The sequence below is a fragment of the Uliginosibacterium sp. 31-16 genome (assembly GCF_030730865.1).
Taxonomy (GTDB): domain Bacteria; phylum Pseudomonadota; class Gammaproteobacteria; order Burkholderiales; family Rhodocyclaceae; genus Uliginosibacterium.
In genome coordinates, this window is sequence record NZ_JAVALZ010000002.1 from 684268 (window position 1) to 704877 (window position 20610).

Below are 20610 nucleotides of genomic sequence, written 5' to 3' on the forward strand. Positions count from 1 at the left end.
CAGAAGCGCCTGTGCAGGCAGGCCATCACATGGCCTTGCAGAAACGCCAGCCGGTGGACGATGCCGGGCTGGCGCGGGGAAACGGAAGAACGCAGAAGGAAGCGGGAGGCGCTCAGCGCCGGTTGCGCATCAGCAAGGCCGCCGTTTCGTCCTCGGGATAAGCGTAGGCGAGTTTCTGTGCGCGGATTTCGGCCATCACCACCATGCTGTCGCTGATGGCTTCATGGTCGTCATAGGCGAAAGGCCGCTTGAAACGCGTTACCACCGTCGAGCTGGCCTGCATGTCCAGCGTTTCCAGCGCATGCTGGATGCGCTCGCCGTTCCAGCCATTGGCCTGGAAAATCGCCAGATAGATCAGGCGCAGGGCATCGTAAGTCTGTGCCGCCGCCACGCCTGACGGAATCGTGGGCACGTTGTTCAGCTTGCGATACGCCTTGGCAAACGCATAACGCGGCCCGCGCTGCTCGTCCTCGATGAAAGTCACCGCCGCGCGTGCGCCCTCGCCTGCCGGACCGGCCTGCTCGATGAACGTCTGCTGCGACATGGTCCAGGTACCCACCAGCGGCACAGCCCATTTCATCTTCGCCATGCCACGCGCCACGGCCGCATCCTCGCTGGCCAGACCATAGATCAGCACGGCCTTGGCTCCGGCATCGCGCGCGCGCGCCAGCTGCTGGCTCATGTCCTGATCGCCCACCTTGAACGTTTCGATCACCACTGGCTTGATGTTGCGCAGGGTCAGCTCCGCCAGCACATTCGCCTTGCCGGATTCGCCGTAGGGGCTGGTGTCATGCAGCACCGCCACGGCGCTGATCTTGCGGCGCTCGACCACGTCCTTGACCATCACCTGGGTCTGCAGCAGATCGCGTCCGGCCAGGCGGAACACATAATTCGCCACGCCGTTGCCGGCATTGGTCGTTTTGGTGATATCACCGCCAGCCGCCGCCGAAATGATGAGCGGCACCTTGGCCTGCTGGAAAATCGGCGCAACGCGGGTGGCAACACCAATGTTGGCAAAGCCCACCACGGCAGCGACTTTCTCCTTCTCGATGAGCTCGCGGGCGACTTTCACCCCGACATCGGGCAAGGCCTGATCGTCGCGCTCGACCAGCTCGATGCGCCGCCCCAGCAGCCCCCCAAAACGATTGACCTCGTCGGCAAAAACCCGTGCACCGCCGCGGATGCTCTCGCCCATGTCCGTAGACGACTTGCCGGAAAACGGCCCGACCACGCCGATGCGAATGGGAGCCTCCTGCGCCAGCGCGCTACCTGAAAGAGTCAATGCCAATACTGCCGCGCCCAATCTGAACATCTGCTTCAATCCTCCGGAGAACGGAGATGTGCCCGCGTAGCGCGAAAAGCCTGGCTACCGGTAAACCCGCACCAGCATTGGTTTTGCGGGCATCCATCTCACTGGTGTGGGCTTATGATGTGGCGCCCTTGAAGCACGTCGCAAACCCTTTCATCGGCGACCGGAGGGCTGGAACAATGCCATGCGCTTAACGGCAACCCGCCTGCAGCGGCGATGGCCGGCGGAGGCAGGATTTGGCGGAGATGCCGGATTGACGCGCGCCCGGCTGCGCCGGATTCGCCACCGACGGATGCGCCCTGATGCCGGATGGACGGAAGCGTCTGTCATGGCCTGTGCCAGCGCCTCAGACGAGCATTTCCTGTTTCCTGGCGAATGAACGCCCTGCGGCGTGCCACGCTGGCTGCGTCCGGACTGCCTCGACCATCGTGGCCCGTACCTCGGCAGCCTCGGCGGGCAGTGTCGCTATTTGCGCTTGCGCAAGCCCAGTTCGCCCATCACATCGCCCCAGTGACGATGTTCCTCGGCCAGGGATTTGCGCAGATCTTCGCCCGCCAGGGTGGCGGCGCCAAAGCCGTACATTTCGAGAAAACTGCGGTAATCACTTGAGGCGGCAACCTTCTGCACGGCCTCGGTCAGGCGCGTGCTCACCTCTGGCGCAAGCCCCGGCGGCGCCAGCACGGCGCGCCAGGTTCCGCCGGATACCGGCTTGCCATCCAGCTCGCGCACGGTCGGCACATCCGGAAACGAGCCCAGACGCTCGCGCGCCAGCACCGCCAGAGGACGGATCTTGCCCTGCCGGCGCAAATCATGACCTTCGTGCAGCGAGTCCGGACAAACATCCACCAGCCCCCTGGCCAGCGCCTCAAAACCGGGCTGGGCGCCTTCGCTGGGCACCGGGCGCAGCGCATCCACGCGCAGCCCGTGCGCCTTGAGCAGCCCGGCGATGGCAATGTGATAGGCACCGCCCACGGTCATGCCGCTCATGCTGTAGGTGCCGGGCTTGGCCTTGCGGATAGCCGTCAGCGCCTCGTCCAGCGTGCGCCAGGGGCTGTCCTGTTTTACCCAGAAAGCCGCCGCACTCTGCTCTACCCGCGCAATCGGGGTGTAGCTTTCAAACGAATACCCGGTCTGCTGCTGCCAGTAGGCGCTGAAGATTTCGGGCGTCACCAGCCCCAGCGTGTAGCCATCCGGCTCGCCATAGGCCACCGCCGAATGGGCGAAAATGCCATCCGCGCCATCGATGTTCAGCACCGACACCGGCACGCCGAGTTCCTTGCTCAGGCCGTCGGCCATCTTGCGGGCAATCAGGTCCGAGCCGCTGCCCATGACCCAGCCGACGACCAGGGTGATCGGGCGATCCGGCCAGGCGGCGCAGGCCGTCCCGGCCCAGAGCAGCCCCCCCGCCAACAGCCAGACCATCCTTTGCAGACAACGCCACATGATTTGCAACCCGGGAAACGCATTCCTGCCCCCTGTAACGGCAACGTCACCCTGAAAACTTCAGTCAGCATTGCAAAATATTGTCAGCCAGCGCCGCTCAGGCCGGCGCCCGGCCGGTGCAGCGGGCCTGACAACATGCCAGAATGCGCCCCTTGACGCCGCACCCGCCACTCCGGAAGTACCCATGACCACCGCCAAGACCCACGACATCCGCCCCGGCCAGTCCATCGAGCTGCTCAAGGAGCTGCACATCCTGACCCGCGACGGCCAGATGAATCAGGACAGCCGGCGCAAGCTCAAGCAGGTCTATCACCTCTTCCAGTTCATCGAGCCGCTGCTGAAAGACGCGCTGCAGGCCGGGCCGCAGCTCAATCTCGTCGATCACGGCGCGGGCAAGAGCTATCTGGGCTTCATCCTCTATGACCTGTTCTTCAAGGAGCAGGCCAGGCAAGGCAAGATCTGGGGCATCGAGACGCGCGACGAGCTGGTCACACGCTCGCGCGAACTGGCGCAGCGCCTGGGCTTTGGCGGCATGGAGTTTTTGAACCTGTCGGTCGCGGACTCGATCACCTCGCCGGCCCTGCCCGCGCAGATCGACATCGTGACCGCGCTGCACGCCTGCAACACCGCGACCGACGACGCAATCCGCTTTGCGCTGGCCAAGCAGGCCCGCCACATCGTGCTGGTGCCCTGCTGTCAGGCCGAAGTGGCCGCCGTACTGCGCAAGAACAAGGGCAAGGCGCTGGGCAAATCGGCGCTGACCGAGTTGTGGCGCCACCCGATCCACACCCGCGAATTCGGCAGCCAGCTCACCAACGTGTTGCGTTGCCTGCAACTGGAAGCGCACGGCTATCAGCTCAACGTGACCGAGCTGGTCGGCTGGGAACACTCAATGAAGAACGAGCTGATCATCGCCAGCTACAAGGATCTGCCGCGCCGTCGCCCGGCCGAGCGCCTCACGGAAATGCTGGCCACGGTGGGGCTGGAAGAAATGGCGGAACGCTTTTTCGTGCCGGAAACCGCGCCCCGGCAGGCATAGTCCCTGCCCAAGGAGCCCTAGCCCCAGGACCCACTCGCAGCAAGGTTTTCAGGGCAGACAGCTCGAAGACGCAAGGCCGGCGTGGCCCGCCAGCCATACCACCTGAAGAAGTCCGCCAGAAGCGGCTCTTCAGACCTTCGGTGACGGGATGGTCTGCTTGCCTTGCGGCGCCAGTCCGGCAATGCGCGGCAGCGGCGGCACCACATCGGCATTCTGCGCACGCTGGCGCAGGGCATGGTCGATCAGCACCAGCGCCAGCATGGCTTCGGCAATCGGCGTGGCGCGGATGCCCACGCAGGGGTCGTGACGGCCGGTGGTCATCATCATCACCGGATTGCCGTCGCGGTCGATCGAGCGGCGCTCCTGCGGCAGCGACGAGGTCGGCTTGATGGCAATCGACACGTGAATGTCCTGCCCCGACGAAATCCCGCCGAGCACGCCACCGGCGTGATTCGACAGGAAGCCTTCCGGCGTCAGCTCGTCGCAGTGCTCGGTGCCGCGCTGGGCGACCACACCGAAGCCATCACCGATCTCCACGCCCTTGACGGCGTTGATGCTCATCATCGCGTAGGCAATGTCCGCGTCCAGCCGCTCGAACACCGGCTCGCCCCAGCCCGGCGGCACGCCGGTGGCGACGACATCGATCTTCGCGCCGATGGAATCGCGCTCGCTGCGGATCTGGTCCATGCAGGCTTCGAGCTGCGGAATGATGGCCGCATTCGGCGCGAAGAAGGCGTTGTTGCCAACTTCATCCCAGCTCTGGAAAGGGATTTCGATGCTGCCGAGCTGGCTCATGAAACCCCGGATCACGATGCCCTGTTTCTCGGCCAGCCATTTCTTGGCAATCGCCCCGGCCGCCACACGCACCGCGGTTTCGCGCGCCGAAGAGCGACCACCGCCGCGGTAGTCGCGCACGCCGTACTTGTGCTCGTAGGCGTAGTCCGCATGGCCCGGGCGGAAGGTATTCATGATCTTCGAGTAATCGCTGCTTTTCTGATCCTGGTTGCGGATCAGCAGCGCAATCGGCGTGCCGGTGGTCTTACCCTCGAACACACCGGACAGGATCTCCACCGCGTCCGGCTCCTTGCGCTGGGTCACATGGCGCGAGGTTCCCGGCTTGCGGCGGTCCAGCTCAAGCTGGATATCGGCCTCGGTCAGCGCCAGTCCCGGCGGGCAGCCATCCACCACGCAGCCGATGGCCGCGCCGTGCGATTCGCCGAAAGAAGTTACCGTGAAGAGCGTGCCGAAAGTGCTGCCGGACATGGGAATCCCGATCTGTCTGAATTGAGGCGCAATTTTAGCATGGGTGCCCGCACAGCCGCCCTGCGCGGGCCTGCGCCGGCAGGCAGGCTGGAGAGGCCCGCCGGATGCGGCTCTACGGGCAGGTCACGACAGAATCTGCACCCGCCCTGTCGCGTTACTGCGCCGGCTTTTCGGCATTCTCTGCCGTGCCGCTCAGGCGGCTGCGCTGCGCGGCCTCGAAATCCGCGTAACCCTGCTGTACCAGCGCATAGGTCTTGTCGATGTTGCTCGCGATGTCGCCGTTCAGCACCTTCAGGCTCTGCAGGATATCGCTCGCCTCATTGAAGCCCTTCTCGAAGCCGCTGCGGATCGTCGCCATGAAATTCGTCAGCACATCCGCCTCGTTCTCACCACCATGCTGCGCTTTGAAGGCCTCGAAGAAGCCCGTCGACAGCGACACGATGCGCCCTGCCGTGCCTTCCGGCGTGTTGTCCTGGCTCATCGCCGCCTGCAGCGCGTTGTCGCCGAGCTCCGCCTTCAGATTCTCGTTGATGCTGTCGATCGCCGTTTTGTAGAGCAGCGCCAGCGAATCATTGCCGGAGCTGATCGCCACATCGGCCGAAGCCTGCACAATCGCCGCATTCTGCTGCGCGCGGGCCTGCGCCGCGGCGCTCGGCTTCGGAGACACCTCCGTGCTGCGCAAACCGGATGACGCTGACGGACTACTGATTTCAATGGGTGTGGACATGTGCTTCTCCTTCGTCGGCGTCGGGAAACGCCCTGGCTTGATTCCAGTATAGGAATCCCGCAACCATCCGGCCTTGTCTGCCCGGCCGCTCCGGGCGGGCCTGCGCGGGCAGGCGTCTCGCCAAAGACCACCTGATGCGGTTTTTCAGGCAGGTACGTAAAAAAGGCGCTGTCGGAATTAGTTGTTGTGGTCCCGAAGTCCGTTCGGCCCGAGTGCCGCGCTTGCGCGGTGTATCGAGGGCAGGGCGAGAGGCACGGCCCCGGTCTCGATACGATGGGCTGCGCCCATCACTCGACCCGAACGGTTGGAAAGGGCAACGCTCGGCGAAGAGTGTTGCAACACTTGACGCATACAGAGCCTAAAAAAAGGCCCGGAACAGGCTGTCCGGGCCTTTTCATCCGATCAGGCTTGCGAAGCTCAGAACGGTGCGACTCCTGCGGCCTTCCACGGATCAATCTTGCCAAAGCCGGCATTGGCCACCACTTTCACCGGAATGCCAGCCGGGTTCTCGACGACGTAGCTGTAGTAGATCGACGGATCGAAAGCCGAGCCGCGCGTCTGGAAGCCTCCGGAGTTCTCAAGCACGTTGTTGCGCTGGACCAGATCGCCGGGGCCGGACTCCGCATAGCCGACATAGGCCGGATAGAGCACGTTGCGGAAGTAGTTGCCCTCGACCAGCACGTCCGCTTCCATGGTCGACGCAACGCCGTACAGCTTGTTGCCGTCGTAGAAGTTGTTATAGACATGCACCTCGCCGAAGCGCACGCGCGGATGGCGCTGATCGGTCTGGAACCAGTTGTGATGGATCGACGTTTTCAGGTAGCCCGTATCCGTGCTGGCACCGTCGCTGTGGCCGATCAGCATGGTCTTGCTGTGGTTCTTGAAATGGCTGTAGCTGATCGTGATGTGCGAGGTCTGGCGCGTGATGTCGAACAGGCCGTCATGCTCCTTGCCGTCCGGATACACATCGCCATCCGAGAAGGAGCAATGATCCACCCAGACGTGGTGGGTGTTCTGGTTGATCTTCAGCGTGTCGTCCGGCGCGCCCTCGAAATACACGTTGCGGATGATGATGTTCTGCCGCTTGTAGATCTCGAAGCCGCCATTGGTGAGCTTGCTGCCCGGCAGACCGACAATCGTCTTGTCGGAACGCAGCGGCACCATGCCCTGCATGTCGATCACCCCGTTGATCAGGACGATGAGCTTCTCGTTGCTGTCGGTCAGCGCCTTCAGATCGGTGAGATTGCTCACCTTGACCGCCCGTCCACCCGCACCACCGGTCGTCGTGCTCAGGCCGAACGCTGCTGCGCCCGCAAAACCGTCAACCGTGTTGAGGCCTGCGCCACCTGACGAGCTGCTGCTCGAAGAACTGGATGAGGAGCTGGATGAAGAACTGGACGACGAACTGCTGGACGAACTCGACGACGAGGATGAAGAAGATGAGCTGCTCGAAGAACTGCTGCTCGAACTGCTCGACGACGAGCTGCCGGATTTGATCGAACACTCGTTGGTGCCGCCTGCTACGCGACCACCAAAGGTCGCCTCGGCGCAGGCAAAGCTGCCTGACAGCGTCTTGTAGAAAAACTTGTCTGCACGGCCAAACGCAACATTGGTATTGGCGCTCACCGTGCAGGTCTTGCCCTCGGTGCAGATCGTGGTAAAGCCAACCGGCCGGTTGGCCGCAACAGCAGTCGTACTGAGCAGCGCCAGCAGCGCTCCTGACAACAATGACCTGAACATGGATTTGTCTCCTGGTTTCTGGAATGAACACAACATCTACGGGTTGCTATGGCTGCACACACGCTCCGCGCAGCCTTCAAAACATGGTTGATGGAGGTTCTCATTGCAAGGAGAAGTGTCGTCACCTCTACGGCCAGCAGACCAATGGACGTATAGCGCGCATCACTGTGCTGAAACGACATGGCCTGCACAGCCTCACCGGGCGGATGTTTGCGGGCAGGCAGGCTGGAGAAGCAGAGCCGAAGCGGCTCTTCAGGCAGGCATAGGCGCAGTCAGCCGGCACGATCCCGCGCAGCGTCGGCGGTGAAATCGACAAGGGCGGGCTTTGCCGTGTTCCGAAGGGCCGCTGTCAGATCGCATTCCGGATGGGTACAATCAGCCAGAAGCTGGCGGTCGTCGCCGAAAGCGGGCATTCGTAGGGCGCCGAAGGGAACAATGAGCGTAGCGAATTGCGCCGGATGATTTGGGTGCATCCATCGAATCGATGGTCTTGGTTTTTTTGTAATGTTTGGCGTATGGAGCAGTTCGATCCGCTTAGTGCACACCACGCCAGAATGATTGCGCCGCACGTAGCATGCGATTAAAGAGCATAAACGTTTCCAAAACTTAACTTCTACGAAAATAGGTCAAGCCAATGGAAAGAAAGCATCAAGTATTCGTCTCGTCGACGTATCGAGATCTAATAGAAGAGCGCAAAGAAGTCATACATGCACTACTCGAACTGGAATGCATTCCCGCTGGGATGGAGTTGTTCCCAGCAACGGACGAAGATGCTTGGTCCCTAATAAAAGAAGTAATAGACGGGTGCGACTATTATTTATTAATACTAGGCGGAAAATATGGTTCAACAAATCAAGAGGGGGTCGGCTACACTGAGATGGAGTTTGACTACGCCATCCAGCAAGGGAAACCCACAATTTGTTTTATACACGAAAACATAGACAATCTACCTTCATCAAAAGTCGAAAATACCGATTCGGCCAAAGAAAAACTAAAGCTCTTCACAAACAAAGCCAAAGACAAACACTGCAAGTTTTGGTCATCCGCAGCCGACCTTGGCGGAAAAGCATCCAGAAGTTTAATTCAACTTAAAAAGAAGCATCCTTCTGACGGCTGGGTCCCAGGCAAGTACGCAACGGACCCCAAAATGCTTTCTGAAATGGAAAAAATGCGTTCGGTAATAAAGGACCTTGAACTACAGCTGCTCACCATAAAAAACACAAACAACAACATTGACACGACAGAATTACTAAGCGGAAGCGACCTGTACTCCATACGGCTACAACTTAAAAACAGTACAGCAAATGAGCTCGAGACAGTTGACATAAAAATAAGCTGGGATAAGTTATTTTCTTACTGTGGACCAGAGTTGTCCGGCGAATGCTCGGACTTAAAAATAAGAGAAAAGATCGAACTAGCCTGCTTCCACTCGATTCCGGAAAAAATAGAAAAATTCAATAAGCACAATGACGTAGTGCTTCCATATGTATTTGAAGACCAAATAAAAATTCAATTCAGAGCGCTTGGGCTAATGGAGCCCGGAACAAAAAAGAGGGCTGTATCGGACACAAACACCTACTGGAAACTAACCCCCAGAGGAGAATGTCATTTAATACAAATAAAAGCTCTTAAAAGAGCAGGCATATAACAAAAAGCCTTGTAGGGTCAATGCCATTAAGTTAGCCGTTCGTGCTGAGCGTAAGGAGTGAAGCGACTGAAGTCGAAGCATGATCGGCGGGGCCAAGGCCCTTCGACTTCGCTGCGCTACGCTCAGGGCGAAAGGTGTTTGGGGCTTAACTTAACGGTATTGCTTGTAGGGTGCGCAATGCGCACCCTACAAATTGAACGTCTGCTCTCTGATTCTCCGAGCGCCTGCAAAGGGTCGAAAACACACATCCGCAGCATCCACCGTGGTCATTCACCGATCAAGCTCCCGATCTGTAAGCTACGTCGTCACAACACCCTCCTGCAAACCCGCTTCTGGCGTAGGTCTCCAACCACCCTGCCCGCACAGGCCCGTCCCAGGCGGCTCTTCAGGCCGCTCGTCATTTCCGTCGGAACCCGCCGGGATTCGCGCGCGTCTGCGGCAGCTTGCAGCGTAGCCGCAGCGCTTCAGCCGCTATAATCCGCCCCTGATTTTCCTTTTCACCGCACGCCAGCGTCGGGGCATTCGCCTCGCCAGCCGCCGCGCGGTGTTGTGCATTTTCCGAGCCTCGCCATGACCCGTCCCTCGCCTGCCGCCAGCCCGCTTCAGCCCCTGTCCCTGATCAGCCTGCCCAAGCCCGGTCAGCGCCTGGATCTGCCGCGCCTGCACGGATCAGGTGACGCCGCGGCGCTGGCGCAGCTAGCCTCCAGCGGACAGAAGCTGCTGGTGATCACGGCCAATCCGCTGGATGCACAGCGTCTGACCGAGGAAGTGCAGTGGCTGGCGCCGGGCTTGCGCGTGCATCTGCTGCCGGACTGGGAAACCCTGCCCTACGACAGCTTTTCACCGCATCAGGATCTGATCTCCGAACGGCTGGCCACGCTTTACGCGATCCAGAAGGGCGAGTCGGACATCACCATCGCGCCGGCCGCGACCGCCCTGTACCGCATGGCGCCGCCCTCTTACATGGCGGCCTACACCTTCTTCCTGAAGACGCGCGACACGCTGGATCTGGATGCCTTCAAGCTGCAGATGGCGCTGGCCGGCTATGAGCATGTGACGCAGGTGATCCGCCCGGGTGAATTCTCGGTGCGCGGCGGGATCGTCGATCTGTTTCCGATGGGCACCCAGCTGCCTTTCCGCATCGACCTGTTCGATGACGAGATCGACACGATCCGCACCTTCGATCCGGACTCGCAGCGCACGGTGTATCCGGTGCCGGAAATCCGCCTGCTGCCGGCGCGCGAATTCCCGATGGACGACAAGGCCCGCAGCGCCTTCCGCGCGCGCTTCCGCGAGGCCTTCGAAGGCGACCCAACCAAGTCGGTAATCTACAAGGACATCTCCAACGGCGTGGCTTCGGCCGGTATCGAGTACTACCTGCCGCTGTTTTTCGAGGAAACTGCCACGCTCTTCGATTACCTGCCGAAGAAGGTGATGCTGGTCAGCCATCAGGATGTGCCGGCGGCTGTCGAAGCGTTCTGGACCGAGGCGCGCAACCGCTATCGCCTGATGGCCGGCGACCGGGCACGGCCGCTGCTGACGCCGGAGCAGTTGTTCCTGCCAGCCGAGGCCTTCTTCATTGCCGCCGGCGAGTTGCCGCGCCTGGCCATCGGCGAGCGCAACGAAGCCGCTACACCGACGGCGCCGCTGCCCGACCTGTCGGTGGAGCGCAAGGCGACTGACCCGCTGCATCGCCTCAAGCATTTCCTCGCCAACTTCCCTTGGCGCGTGCTGCTGCTGGCCGAATCCGCCGGCCGCGCCCAGACGATCAGCGATTACTTCGCCGAATACGAATTGCGCCCGGCGGCGAGTGCCGATCTGGCCGGCTTCATGGCCGGCGACGCGAAGCTGGCGCTGGCCGTCGGCCCGCTGAATGCGGGCTTCGTACTGCCCGCGGCCAACATCGCGATCCTCACCGAGAACGAGCTTTACGCCTCGCAGGTGCGCCCGCGCGGGCGTGGCCGCGAGGGGCGCAAGAGCAGTGTCGAGGGCTTCCTCAAGGATCTCTCGGAGCTGAAAATCGGCGACCCGGTGGTGCATAGTAGTCACGGCATCGGCCGCTATCACGGCCTGGTGCACATGGATCTGGGCGAAGGCGATACCGAGTTCCTGCATCTGGAATACGCCGACGACACCAAGCTCTACGTGCCGGTCTCGCATCTGCATCTGATCACGCGCTATGCCGGTGCCGACCCGGAAAGCATCGGCCTGCACAAGCTGGGCTCCGGCCAGTGGGACAAAGCCAAGCGCAAGGCGGCGCAACAGGTGCGCGACACGGCGGTCGAGCTGCTCGCGCTGTATGCCAAGCGGGCCGCGCGGCCGGGCCACAAATTCGATTTCAAGCAGCATGATCTGGACGCCTTTGCCGAGGGCTTCGGCTTCGAGGAAACGCCGGACCAGCTCGCCGCCATCAACGCGGTGGTTGAAGACATGCGCTCGGGCCGGCCGATGGACCGGCTGGTGTGCGGCGACGTGGGCTTCGGCAAGACCGAAGTGGCACTGCGCGCGGCCTTCATCGCGATTGCCGATGGCAAGCAGGTGGTCGTGCTGTGCCCGACAACGCTGCTGGCCGAGCAGCACTTCCAGACCTTCTCGGATCGCTTTGCGGACTGGCCGGTGAAGATTGCCGAGCTGTCGCGCTACCGCTCCGCCGCCGAGCAGACAGAAGCACTCAAGCTGGCCTCCGAGGGCAAGATCGACATCCTGATCGGCACCCATCGCCTGCTGCAGAAAGACGTGGTGCTCAAACGCCTTGGCCTCGTCGTGATCGATGAGGAACACCGTTTCGGCGTGCGCCAGAAAGAAACCTTGAAAAGCCTGCGCAGCGAGGTCGACATCCTCACCCTCACCGCCACGCCGATTCCGCGCACACTGGGCATGGCCATGGAAGGCCTGCGCGAATTCTCGGTGATTGCTACCGCGCCGCAGAAGCGCCTGGCCATCAAGACCTTCGTGCAGGGCTGGAGCAAGGGCATCGTGCGCGAAGCCGTGCTGCGCGAGTTCAAGCGCGGCGGGCAGGTGTACTTCCTGCACAACGAAGTCGACACCATCGAGAACATGCGCAACTCGCTGACCGAGCTGCTGCCCGAAGCGCGCATCGTCGTCGGCCACGGCCAGCTGAACGAGCGCGAGCTGGAACGCGTGATGAAGGATTTCACCGCCCAGCGCGCCAACCTGCTGCTGTGCACGACCATCATCGAGACCGGCATCAACATCCCGACGGCGAACACCATCATCATCAACCGCGCAGACCGTTTCGGGCTGGCGCAGTTGCACCAGTTGCGCGGCCGCGTCGGGCGCTCGCACCACCAGGCTTATGCGTATCTGCTGACCGATGGCAATGCCAAGCCCACGGCGAATGCGCAGAAGCGTCTGGAAGCCATCACCATGATGGACGAGCTCGGCTCGGGCTTCTTCCTCGCCATGCACGATCTGGAAATCCGCGGCGCGGGCGAAGTGCTGGGCGATTCGCAATCCGGCGAGATTCAGCAGGTCGGCTTCTCGCTGTATTCCGAGATGCTCAAGCGCGCGGTGAAGGCGCTGCAGTCGGGCAAGGAAGTCGATCTGGCGCAGCCGCTGGATGTGGCCTCGGAAATCAATCTGCACACCCCGGCGCTGCTGCCCGACAAGTATTGCCCGGACATCCAGGAACGCCTGACGCTGTACAAGCGCATGGCCAACTGCGAGGAAGCCGACGATCTGCAGGGCATCCAGGAGGAGCTGATCGACCGCTTCGGCGAAATGCCGCCGCAGACCCAGGCGCTGATGGAAACCCACCGCCTGCGCGTCGCGGCCAAGCCGCTGGGCATCATCAAGATCGACGCCACCGATTCGCGCATCCATCTGCACTTCGAGCCGAATCCGCCGATCGAACCGATCAAAATCATCAAGCTCATCCAGAACAATCGCAACTGGAAACTCGCCGGGCAGGACAAGCTGGCGATCAACATCACCGCCGATTCGGTGAGCGAGCGGGCCAACAAGGTGCGCAGTGCGCTGAAGCAGCTGGCGGGCTGATCCAGCTGAAGTCCGTTCGGCCCGAGTACGCCCGCAGGGCGTGTATCGAGGGCGGGGCCCAAGCCTCGATACGCCAGCCTCTGGCTGGCACTCGGCACGAACGGTTTTCAGGACACAAAGTTCAAACCTCATTGAGCCGGGTCAACAAGGCCTGCTCCAACAGACAAACACCATGAGTCCGCCTCCTTCCACCCGGAATTCCGTCATCGACCTGCTGCGCGCCGCCTGCGTGCTCTACATCGTCGGCTTCTGGCACCTGATGACCTACACCGAGGCCTTCCCCGGTTACCACAACGGCGTGACCACGCGCCTGACCGTCGCCGTGCTGGCGGTATTCATGTTCGTCTCGGGGCTGTGCGTGGCAGAGAGTTTCGCGCGCAGCGGGCCGGATGCGCGCGGCTTCTACCGCAAGCGCCTGCTGCGGGTGTATCCACTCTTCATTCTCGCCTGCCTGCTCTTTCTGGCGCTCAAGCTCGCCAACGGAGCGGCGCTGCTGCGGGCCCTGCTGCTGATTTCGCCGCTGTGGGGCAAGCAGCCGATGACGCTGTGGTTCATCGCCAATCTGTGCCTGTACTACCTGCTGCTGCCCCTGCTGGCGCGCCAGGGCGTCGGCAGCCGGCGCTTCTGGCTGATGGCGCTGGGCATCGAAGCCGTGCTGTGCGTGGCGCCCCTGCTCTCGGGCACCGACAACCGGGGAGCGATCTATTTCCCGGCCTTCTGCCTCGGCATCTGTTTCGCCGGCAAGGCGGCGCCAGCACTCGGACACTGGGCCGTCGCGGCGCTGGCCGCCCTCGGGGTGTCGCTGCTGGCTGGCGGCGACCCAGAGCAGAGCCTCGCCTCGATCGGCCTTGCCATGGGCGTGCCGGTGCTGGTGCTGTTCGGTACCACGCGCCTGCTCGGGCATTTCAGCATGCCACGGCTGGTCCACGCCCTGGCCTACGCCGGCTTCGCGGCCTATCTGCTGCACCGGGTCGTCTTCAAGCTGCTGATGGCCCGCCTCACCCCGTTCGCCGAAGAGACGCGCCTGCTGTGTCTGCTTGCTGTCGGAGTACCGCTGGTCTTCGGTCTGGCCTGGGGAATTCAGCGCGGCTACGACTACCTGCTGGAAAGACGCTCCCGTTAAGGGTTTCGAGCCATCCATGCCGGAGAGCGCCGGGCATGGCCGCTCTCCCGGCAGCATGGCTGCACAGGCCCGCCACAGGCGGCTGTGCAGGCAGCCTCTTGGCTAGCGCATAATCACGCCATGCAAGCATCCAATCCTCTGTTCCAGAATCGGTCCTTCCTCGCTTTCTGGGCCACCCGCATGTGCACCACCATGGCCAACCAGATGATGATGGTGGCGGTGGGCTGGCAGATGTACGACCTCACCCACAGCGCCTGGGATCTTGGTCTGGTCGGCCTGTATCAGTTCCTGCCGGCGCTGGCGCTGACGCTGGTGGTGGGTCAGGTGGCCGACCGCTTCGACCGCCGCCGCGTGCTGGGCCTGTGTCTGGTCGCCCAGGCGCTGATCGTCGCCGGCCTGATCTGGGCAACCTTTAGCGGCTGGATCAGCCGCGAGCACATCCTCCTCGCAGCCGTTGCACTGGGCGTCACCAAAGCCTTCCAGATGCCCACCCAGCAGGCGCTGGGGCCGCTGCTGGTGCCCGCCGAACTTCTGCCACGCGCACTGGCCTTCAACTCGGCCGGGGTGCAGTTCGCCATCATCGCCGGACCCGCCGCCGGAGGTTTCGTGTATGTAGCCGGCGCACACGCCGTGTACGGTCTGTGTGGCCTGCTCTTCGTGGCCGCCGCAGGCTTCCTGGCGCCGGTGCGCTACGACCATCAGCCAACGCTGGCACGCGAACCCGTAACCCGCGCCAGCCTGTTCGCCGGCATCCGCTTCATCTGGCAGCGCAAGGCCGTGCTCGGCGCCACCTCGCTGGATCTGTTCGCGGTGCTGCTCGGCGGCGCCGTCGCACTGCTGCCGATCTACGCGCGCGACATCCTGCATACCGGGCCCTGGGGGCTGGGCTTCTTGCGCGCGGCGCCCGCAGCCGGGGCCTTCTGCATGTCGATCTGGCTCACCCGCCACCCCATCGAGCAGCGCGCCGGCAAGGTCATGTTCGGCGCGGTGGCCGTGTATGGTCTGGCCACGCTGGTGTTCGGCGTGTCGACGAGCTTTATGCTTTCGCTGGTGATGCTGGCCGTGTCCGGCGCGGCGGACATGATCAGCGTCGTCATCCGTCAGTCGCTGGTGCAACTGGAAACGCCGGACGAGATGCGCGGCCGCGTCAGCGCCGTGAATTCCATTTTCATCGGCGCGTCGAACCAGCTGGGGGAATTTGAATCAGGCGTGACCGCTGCGGCATTCGGCCCGGTCGCTTCGGTGGTGATCGGTGGTCTGGGCACGCTCGGGGTGGTGGGCCTGTGGATGCGCCTGTTCCCGTCGCTTGCACAGCGCGATCGTCTGCAGCCCGGGCCGCGCGCGGCCTGATCAGATCAGCGGGCGGATTCCGTTTCGCTGAAGTTGAAGCAGCGCTGGTGTTCGTCCTGCAACTGCATCAGCACCGACATGATCTGCGGATTGAATCCCGTGCGCGCGATGTACTGATGATCCTTGTCCATGGCCCGTTCATCGAACAGCAGTGACGCCAGATACGCTTCACAGTCCGGCGTCCCCCAGGTGAGCGAGATCCGTTCGGCAATGTGCGGGTACGCTGCGCGCAACTCGACAAGCATGACTTCCAGCGCCGTATCGACCTTTTTGACAGAGGAGGCACGGTAGGCCGTGCCCTTGCTGCCATCGGGATAGGCAATGGTGGTGGTCAGGGATTCCAGAGGAAGACCGGGGTCCATTTCCTCCTGGCGACGGAACAGCTTACGGATAAGGCTTAACATGGTTTTATCAGTAACTGGATGGCTATCAGACATGTGCCGACAAGCATACGGCATGAAAAAAGCCCCTTTCAAGGAACCAGTCGACGCATTCAGGGCGATTCCGGAAGAAACACCGACCACTCAGCCGCGACAGGCGGCAGGACAGAAAACCGGGGCGGGATTGAAAGATCCGGCGGCGGCTCATCATCACCTGCAGTGCCGATTGTCTCCGCAAGTCAGCGCTCCATCCGCTGTCTTCTCCATTCCAGGCTGTGGGCAGCGAGAATGGCGGCCCGACTCAAACGGAAGCTCCACAATGAATCTGCAGATGGTGGTCATGAACGGTTCGAAGCTGCTGCAGGAGCTGCACGACGGCAAGGTCTGCGTTTTCAGTGCCAGCCCCGCCGGCAACCTGCGCAATGGCATCTACAACCTGTATCGGGCTGACCGCGCCGATACGCGCCGCGCCTATACCGGCAGCATCCTGCACGTTGACGTCCACTGCGTGTATCAGCTCGTGGGGCAGGAAATCGTGAGTCATGAGCGCCGCAACTTCACCAGCGCTCCCGCCAGCGGCAGCACCTGCACAATCCGCTATGCCGCCGGCTGGGCTGTCGTGTCTCAAGCCTGAGCCAGTTCCAGACCGACCCACCACAAACTCCCGCCACAAAAACAGAAGGGGCCTCGCGGCCCCTTTGTCATTCCAGCGCGAACGCTTCAATCGAAACTGTAGGCAAAGTTTTTCTCCGCTACGCCAACCTTCACACGTTGCACCGGCTTGCCGGCCAGCATGCGCTGCAGGAATTCGCGTGACACATCCGGCAGCAGCGTGTTGGTGAGGATTGCATCGATCATGCGGCCGCCTGATTCGCCCTCGGTACAGCGCGAAACCACGAGTTTGACAACCTCCTCGTCGTATTCGAACGGCACTTTCTGGTGCTCCTCGACGCGACGCTTGATGCGATTCAGCTGCAGACGAGTGATCGAAGCGAGCATGCTGTCGGTCAGCGGGAAATACGGGATCGTCACCAGGCGGCCCAGCAGCGCCGGCGGGAAGATATTCAGCAGCGGCTCACGCAGCGCCTTGGCAAGACCTTCGGGGTCCGGAAGCAGCTCCGGATCCTTGCACATGCCGGCAATTAGATCGGTACCGGCATTGGTGGTGAGCAGGATCAGGGTGTTCTTGAAGTCGATCACGCGGCCCTCGCCGTCTTCCATCCAGCCCTTGTCGAAGACCTGGAAGAACAGTTCGTGCACGTCGGAATGCGCCTTCTCGACTTCATCCAGCAACACCACGGAATACGGCTTGCGACGCACCGCCTCGGTCAGCACTCCGCCCTCGCCATAACCGACGTAGCCGGGAGGCGAGCCTTTCAGCGTGGAGACGGTGTGCGCCTCCTGATACTCGCTCATGTTGATGGTGATGAGGTTCTGCTCGCCGCCGTACAGCGCTTCGGCCAGTGCCAGGGCGGTCTCGGTCTTGCCCACGCCGGAGGTGCCGGCGAGCATGAACACGCCGATGGGCTTGTTCGGATTGTCGAGCCCGGCCCGCGAGGTCTGGATGCGCTTGGCGATCATCTCCATCGCATGGTCTTGCCCGATCACGCGCTTGCCCAGATTCGCCGCGAGATTCAGCACGGTCTCGATCTCGTTGGCGGCCATGCGTCCGACCGGGATGCCGGTCCAGTCCGCCACCACGCTGGCCACCGCCTGATAATCCACCGTCGGCAGGATCAGCGGGCTCTCGCCTTGCAGGGCTTCGAGCTTCGCCTGAACTTCCTTGAGTTCGGCCAGCAGCGCGTCGCGATCCTCCGCCGGCGCAGCCTCGGTCGCGGCAGACTCGCTGCTGGCCGCCTCGGCTGCCGCTGATTCCAGTTTGCTGCCGGTACCCTCGACCGGCTGGAAAGCCGCGCGCAGCCTGGCTCGCAGGGCAAGCAGGCTGTCGACCAGCGTCTTTTCTTCGTTCCAGCGGGTGGTCAGCGCAAACAGGCGTGCTTCCTCGCTCTCCAGCAAGTCCTTCGCGTGCGCCTCGCGCCCGCCGGTATCAATACCGATCACCATCTCGCGCCCGATGATTTCCAGTTCGGTCTTCAGTGCGTCGATACGCTTGCTGCAGTCATCCACCTCGGCCGGCGTCGCGTGCAGGCTCACCGCCACGCGGGCGCTGGCAGTGTCGAGCAGACTCACCGACTTGTCCGGCAGCTGGCGCGCCGGGATGTAACGATGCGAGAGCTTGACCGCAGCTTCCAGCGCTTCATCGAGAATCTGCACCTTGTGGTGTTTCTCCATCGTGGACGCCACCCCGCGCATCATCAGGATCGCGCGGGCCTCGTCCGGCTCGTCGATCTGCACATTCTGGAAACGCCGGGTCAGCGCCGGATCCTTCTCGATGTGCTTCTTGTATTCGGCCCAGGTCGTCGCGCCGATGGTGCGCAGCTGGCCGCGTGCCAGCGCCGGTTTCAGCAGGTTGGCCGCGTCACCGGTGCCGGCTGCGCCACCTGCACCGACCAAGGTGTGGGTCTCGTCGATGAACAGGATGATGGGCTTCGGTGAAGCCTGAACCTCGTCGATCACCGAGCGCAGGCGCTGCTCGAATTCACCTTTCATGGATGCACCGGCCTGCAGCAGCCCTACATCCAGCGACAGCAACTGCACGTCTTTCAGCGCGGGCGGCACATCACCACGCACGATTCGCTGGGCAAAACCTTCGACCACCGCGGTCTTGCCCACACCGGCTTCGCCAACGAGGATCGGGTTGTTCTGGCGACGGCGCATCAGGATGTCGACGACCTGGCGGATTTCCTCGTCACGCCCCACGATCGGATCCATCTTGCCGGCACGCGCCTGCTCGGTCAGATCGACCGTGAATTGCTTGAGCGCTTCCTGCTTGCCCATCTGCGCCGGCGCCATCGCCCCGCTCGCCTCGCCGGGGCCTGCCTCGCCAGCCGTGGCGGTGAGCGCATCCTCGGGCGAGCCGGCAACGATCTGGCCGAGCGCGTCGGAAAGATCGTCCGCCTTGATGCGCTCGAACTGGCGCGAAATCGCGTACAGCGCGTTGCGCAGGTAGTTCGTCTTGAGCATGCCGAGCAGCAGGTAGCCGGAGCGCACGCCAGCATCCTTGTACATCAGCGAGCCGTACACCCAGCCGCGCTCGATGGCGTTCGAGATGTTTTCGGCGATATCGGATATCGCCGTCGCCCCGCGCGGCAGACGGTCCAGCGCGGCGGTGAGGTCACGCGCCAGCACGGCTTCGTCCAGACCGTAGTGGCGGATGATGCGATGCCAGTCCGAATCCTGCAGCTGCAGGATCTGCGCGATCCAGTGTTCCAGTTCGACATAAGGATTGCCGCGCAACTTGCAGAATACCGTCGCACCTTCGACCGCCTTGTACGCCACGCTGTTGAGCTTGCCGAACAACGCCACCCGACTGATTTCACTCATGCTTGAGACTCCCTGTTATTGCCGTCACCCTGGCGCAGGCCGGGGTCCGGGCGCTTTTCCCACAGGCTGGATCCGGCTGGTTGCCGGAATGCCAGCCCTGCTCTCTGCCATCATGCGTGTCGCGCATCCATTACCCGTTCGGCATCCAGCACCAGATCGCCGGCATCATCTGCCATCTGCGGCGTGCCCAGCCAGCCGCTCCAGCCCAGCAGACCGGATCGGCCCAGCATCAGTGTCGGCACTTCCTGACGACGCAAGATCAGTTGCACATCCCAGAACAGCTCACCGCCGGTGTAGAAACGCACCCAGTCGACCAGCTTCGGCAAAGCCGAACCGCTGGGCAGAAAATCGGCATACTGCCTGACCGTGAGCGGGCCGATGTGGATGCGGAATTTGCTTTGCCGATCCCACACACGGCTGCCAAGCACGGCGTTGCGGCCAAGCTGGCTGCTGCCCAGTCGCGACTGATCCGCCTCCTCGATCGGCATCCAGTGACCGACGAACTGTTCGACCTCGACCGGAAGTTTGAAAAATCCGGCAAGCACGCTGGCCAGCCCTTCACCATTGCGTACCTGGCGCGACAGCGCGCCGGCGTGGAAACGTCGCGCATTGTCGGGCACCGCATCGCGGCGCTGCAGCGTGGGCTGCCCGATGCCACACAGCGCACCGACATAGCCGGCAAAGCGGTCCTCATCCGGCCGATCCAGACTGACGGTGGGTTGCGCCTGCGCCCAGGCGCGATAGAACAGCGCGGCGAAACGGTGGTGCAGGATGTCGAGGAAACGCGAAAAGGTCGCGTCGCCTGAATGCAGGATGCGCTGGCGTGCATGATCGGTCAGGTGCAGCGGCAACGGACCATTGGCGCCGAGCAGACCGAAGAAGCGGATCTCCAGACGCGGCGGACGATCGTCACGCTCGCGCCTGAAACTCGCCAGACTGGCCGGTGCGAAAGCCAGCGAAGGCTCCTGACCGATCCGCACCGGCTCATCCGCCGGACGGAGCGCCATCCCCCAGCGCGGCTTGTCCAGGTGCAGGCACTCCAACCGGCGCATGGTCTGGTAAAAATCGTGCGCGAAGGGCTCGGCTTCGAGACGGGCGTAGAAGGTTTGCGGGGAGAGCCGGGTCAT

The 20610-nt window shown here is 62.6% G+C and carries 14 protein-coding genes; 6 read left to right on the plus strand and 8 right to left on the minus strand.

The genetic code is table 11. The features are described 5' to 3' along the window. Positions 1-112 precede the first annotated feature (112 nt). Positions 113-1312, minus strand: a complete 1200-nt coding sequence (locus Q9Q94_RS10915; RefSeq protein WP_305980093.1) for an ABC transporter substrate-binding protein — start codon at positions 1310-1312, stop codon at positions 113-115. A 462-nt stretch (positions 1313-1774) separates the two neighbouring features. Further along, a complete protein-coding gene (locus tag Q9Q94_RS10920) occupies positions 1775-2752 on the minus strand; it encodes a tripartite tricarboxylate transporter substrate binding protein (protein WP_305980094.1) in 978 nt (325 codons plus the stop codon). A gap of 184 nt (positions 2753-2936) precedes the next feature. Between Q9Q94_RS10920 and Q9Q94_RS10925 the strand changes: the two genes are divergently transcribed. Continuing rightward, on the plus strand, positions 2937-3791 hold the full coding sequence (locus tag Q9Q94_RS10925; protein WP_305980095.1) for an SAM-dependent methyltransferase: 855 nt from the start codon (positions 2937-2939) through the stop codon (positions 3789-3791). Positions 3792-3920: 129 nt separating this feature from the next. On the opposite strand, the gene aroC is transcribed toward Q9Q94_RS10925, so the two are convergent. The 3 genes from aroC to Q9Q94_RS10940 all read right to left on the minus strand — a co-directional run bounded on the left by aroC (position 3921) and on the right by Q9Q94_RS10940 (position 7521). Beyond that, positions 3921-5054 carry a chorismate synthase gene (aroC, locus tag Q9Q94_RS10930; protein ID WP_305980096.1) on the minus strand — a complete coding sequence of 378 codons (1134 nt, stop codon included), beginning with the start codon at positions 5052-5054 and terminating at the stop codon, positions 3921-3923. A gap of 154 nt (positions 5055-5208) precedes the next feature. Next, positions 5209-5781, minus strand: a complete 573-nt coding sequence (locus tag Q9Q94_RS10935; protein ID WP_305980097.1) for a DUF5610 domain-containing protein — start codon at positions 5779-5781, stop codon at positions 5209-5211. A 417-nt stretch (positions 5782-6198) separates the two neighbouring features. Next, positions 6199-7521, minus strand: a complete 1323-nt coding sequence (locus Q9Q94_RS10940) for a polysaccharide lyase family 1 protein (protein WP_305980098.1) — start codon at positions 7519-7521, stop codon at positions 6199-6201. A gap of 634 nt (positions 7522-8155) precedes the next feature. On the opposite strand from Q9Q94_RS10940, the gene Q9Q94_RS10945 reads away from it, so the two are divergent. From Q9Q94_RS10945 to Q9Q94_RS10960, 4 genes are all read left to right on the plus strand, one after another. Continuing rightward, the gene (locus Q9Q94_RS10945) at positions 8156-9169 is read left to right on the plus strand and encodes a DUF4062 domain-containing protein (protein ID WP_305980099.1); all 1014 of its coding nucleotides are present in this window, start codon (positions 8156-8158) and stop codon (positions 9167-9169) included. Between the two features lie 570 nt (positions 9170-9739). Then, positions 9740-13186, plus strand: coding sequence for a transcription-repair coupling factor (mfd, locus tag Q9Q94_RS10950; protein ID WP_305980100.1), 3447 nt, complete (start codon positions 9740-9742; stop codon positions 13184-13186). Positions 13187-13358: 172 nt separating this feature from the next. After that, positions 13359-14309 (plus strand): acyltransferase family protein, encoded by a 951-nt coding sequence (locus Q9Q94_RS10955; RefSeq protein ID WP_305980101.1) that lies wholly within the window; start codon positions 13359-13361, stop codon positions 14307-14309. Between the two features lie 120 nt (positions 14310-14429). Continuing rightward, positions 14430-15659, plus strand: a complete 1230-nt coding sequence (locus tag Q9Q94_RS10960; protein WP_305980102.1) for an MFS transporter — start codon at positions 14430-14432, stop codon at positions 15657-15659. Positions 15660-15664: 5 nt separating this feature from the next. Here the strand turns inward: Q9Q94_RS10960 and Q9Q94_RS10965 are convergent, their stop codons facing one another. After that, positions 15665-16021 carry a hypothetical protein gene (locus Q9Q94_RS10965; protein WP_305980103.1) on the minus strand — a complete coding sequence of 119 codons (357 nt, stop codon included), beginning with the start codon at positions 16019-16021 and terminating at the stop codon, positions 15665-15667. A 337-nt stretch (positions 16022-16358) separates the two neighbouring features. Here Q9Q94_RS10965 and Q9Q94_RS10970 point away from each other — a divergent pair, with 337 nt between their 5' ends. Then, a complete protein-coding gene (locus Q9Q94_RS10970; protein WP_305980104.1) occupies positions 16359-16673 on the plus strand; it encodes a KfrB domain-containing protein in 315 nt (104 codons plus the stop codon). A gap of 86 nt (positions 16674-16759) precedes the next feature. Here Q9Q94_RS10970 and tssH read toward each other — a convergent pair whose 3' ends face one another. Continuing rightward, positions 16760-19483 carry a type VI secretion system ATPase TssH gene (gene tssH, locus Q9Q94_RS10975; RefSeq protein ID WP_305980105.1) on the minus strand — a complete coding sequence of 908 codons (2724 nt, stop codon included), beginning with the start codon at positions 19481-19483 and terminating at the stop codon, positions 16760-16762. 110 nt (positions 19484-19593) lie between these two features. Beyond that, entirely contained in the window at positions 19594-20610 is a 1017-nt protein-coding gene (tssG, locus tag Q9Q94_RS10980) for a type VI secretion system baseplate subunit TssG (protein WP_305980106.1), read from the minus strand.

Coding starts and splice junctions, on each gene's coding strand:
- Q9Q94_RS10935 (WP_305980097.1), bottom strand. CDS start 5,781: ATGTCCACACCCATTGAAATCAGTAGTCCGTCAGCGTCATCCGGTTTG.
- Q9Q94_RS10920 (WP_305980094.1), bottom strand. CDS start 2,752: ATGTGGCGTTGTCTGCAAAGGATGGTCTGGCTGTTGGCGGGGGGGCTG.
- Q9Q94_RS10925 (WP_305980095.1), top strand. CDS start 2,937: ATGACCACCGCCAAGACCCACGACATCCGCCCCGGCCAGTCCATCGAG.
- Q9Q94_RS10960 (WP_305980102.1), top strand. CDS start 14,430: ATGCAAGCATCCAATCCTCTGTTCCAGAATCGGTCCTTCCTCGCTTTC.
- Q9Q94_RS10940 (WP_305980098.1), bottom strand. CDS start 7,521: ATGTTCAGGTCATTGTTGTCAGGAGCGCTGCTGGCGCTGCTCAGTACG.
- tssH (WP_305980105.1), bottom strand. CDS start 19,483: ATGAGTGAAATCAGTCGGGTGGCGTTGTTCGGCAAGCTCAACAGCGTG.
- Q9Q94_RS10965 (WP_305980103.1), bottom strand. CDS start 16,021: ATGGACCCCGGTCTTCCTCTGGAATCCCTGACCACCACCATTGCCTAT.
- tssG (WP_305980106.1), bottom strand. CDS start 20,610: ATGACCCGGCTCTCCCCGCAAACCTTCTACGCCCGTCTCGAAGCCGAG.
- Q9Q94_RS10955 (WP_305980101.1), top strand. CDS start 13,359: ATGAGTCCGCCTCCTTCCACCCGGAATTCCGTCATCGACCTGCTGCGC.
- aroC (WP_305980096.1), bottom strand. CDS start 5,054: ATGTCCGGCAGCACTTTCGGCACGCTCTTCACGGTAACTTCTTTCGGC.
- mfd (WP_305980100.1), top strand. CDS start 9,740: ATGACCCGTCCCTCGCCTGCCGCCAGCCCGCTTCAGCCCCTGTCCCTG.
- Q9Q94_RS10945 (WP_305980099.1), top strand. CDS start 8,156: ATGGAAAGAAAGCATCAAGTATTCGTCTCGTCGACGTATCGAGATCTA.
- Q9Q94_RS10915 (WP_305980093.1), bottom strand. CDS start 1,312: ATGTTCAGATTGGGCGCGGCAGTATTGGCATTGACTCTTTCAGGTAGC.
- Q9Q94_RS10970 (WP_305980104.1), top strand. CDS start 16,359: ATGAATCTGCAGATGGTGGTCATGAACGGTTCGAAGCTGCTGCAGGAG.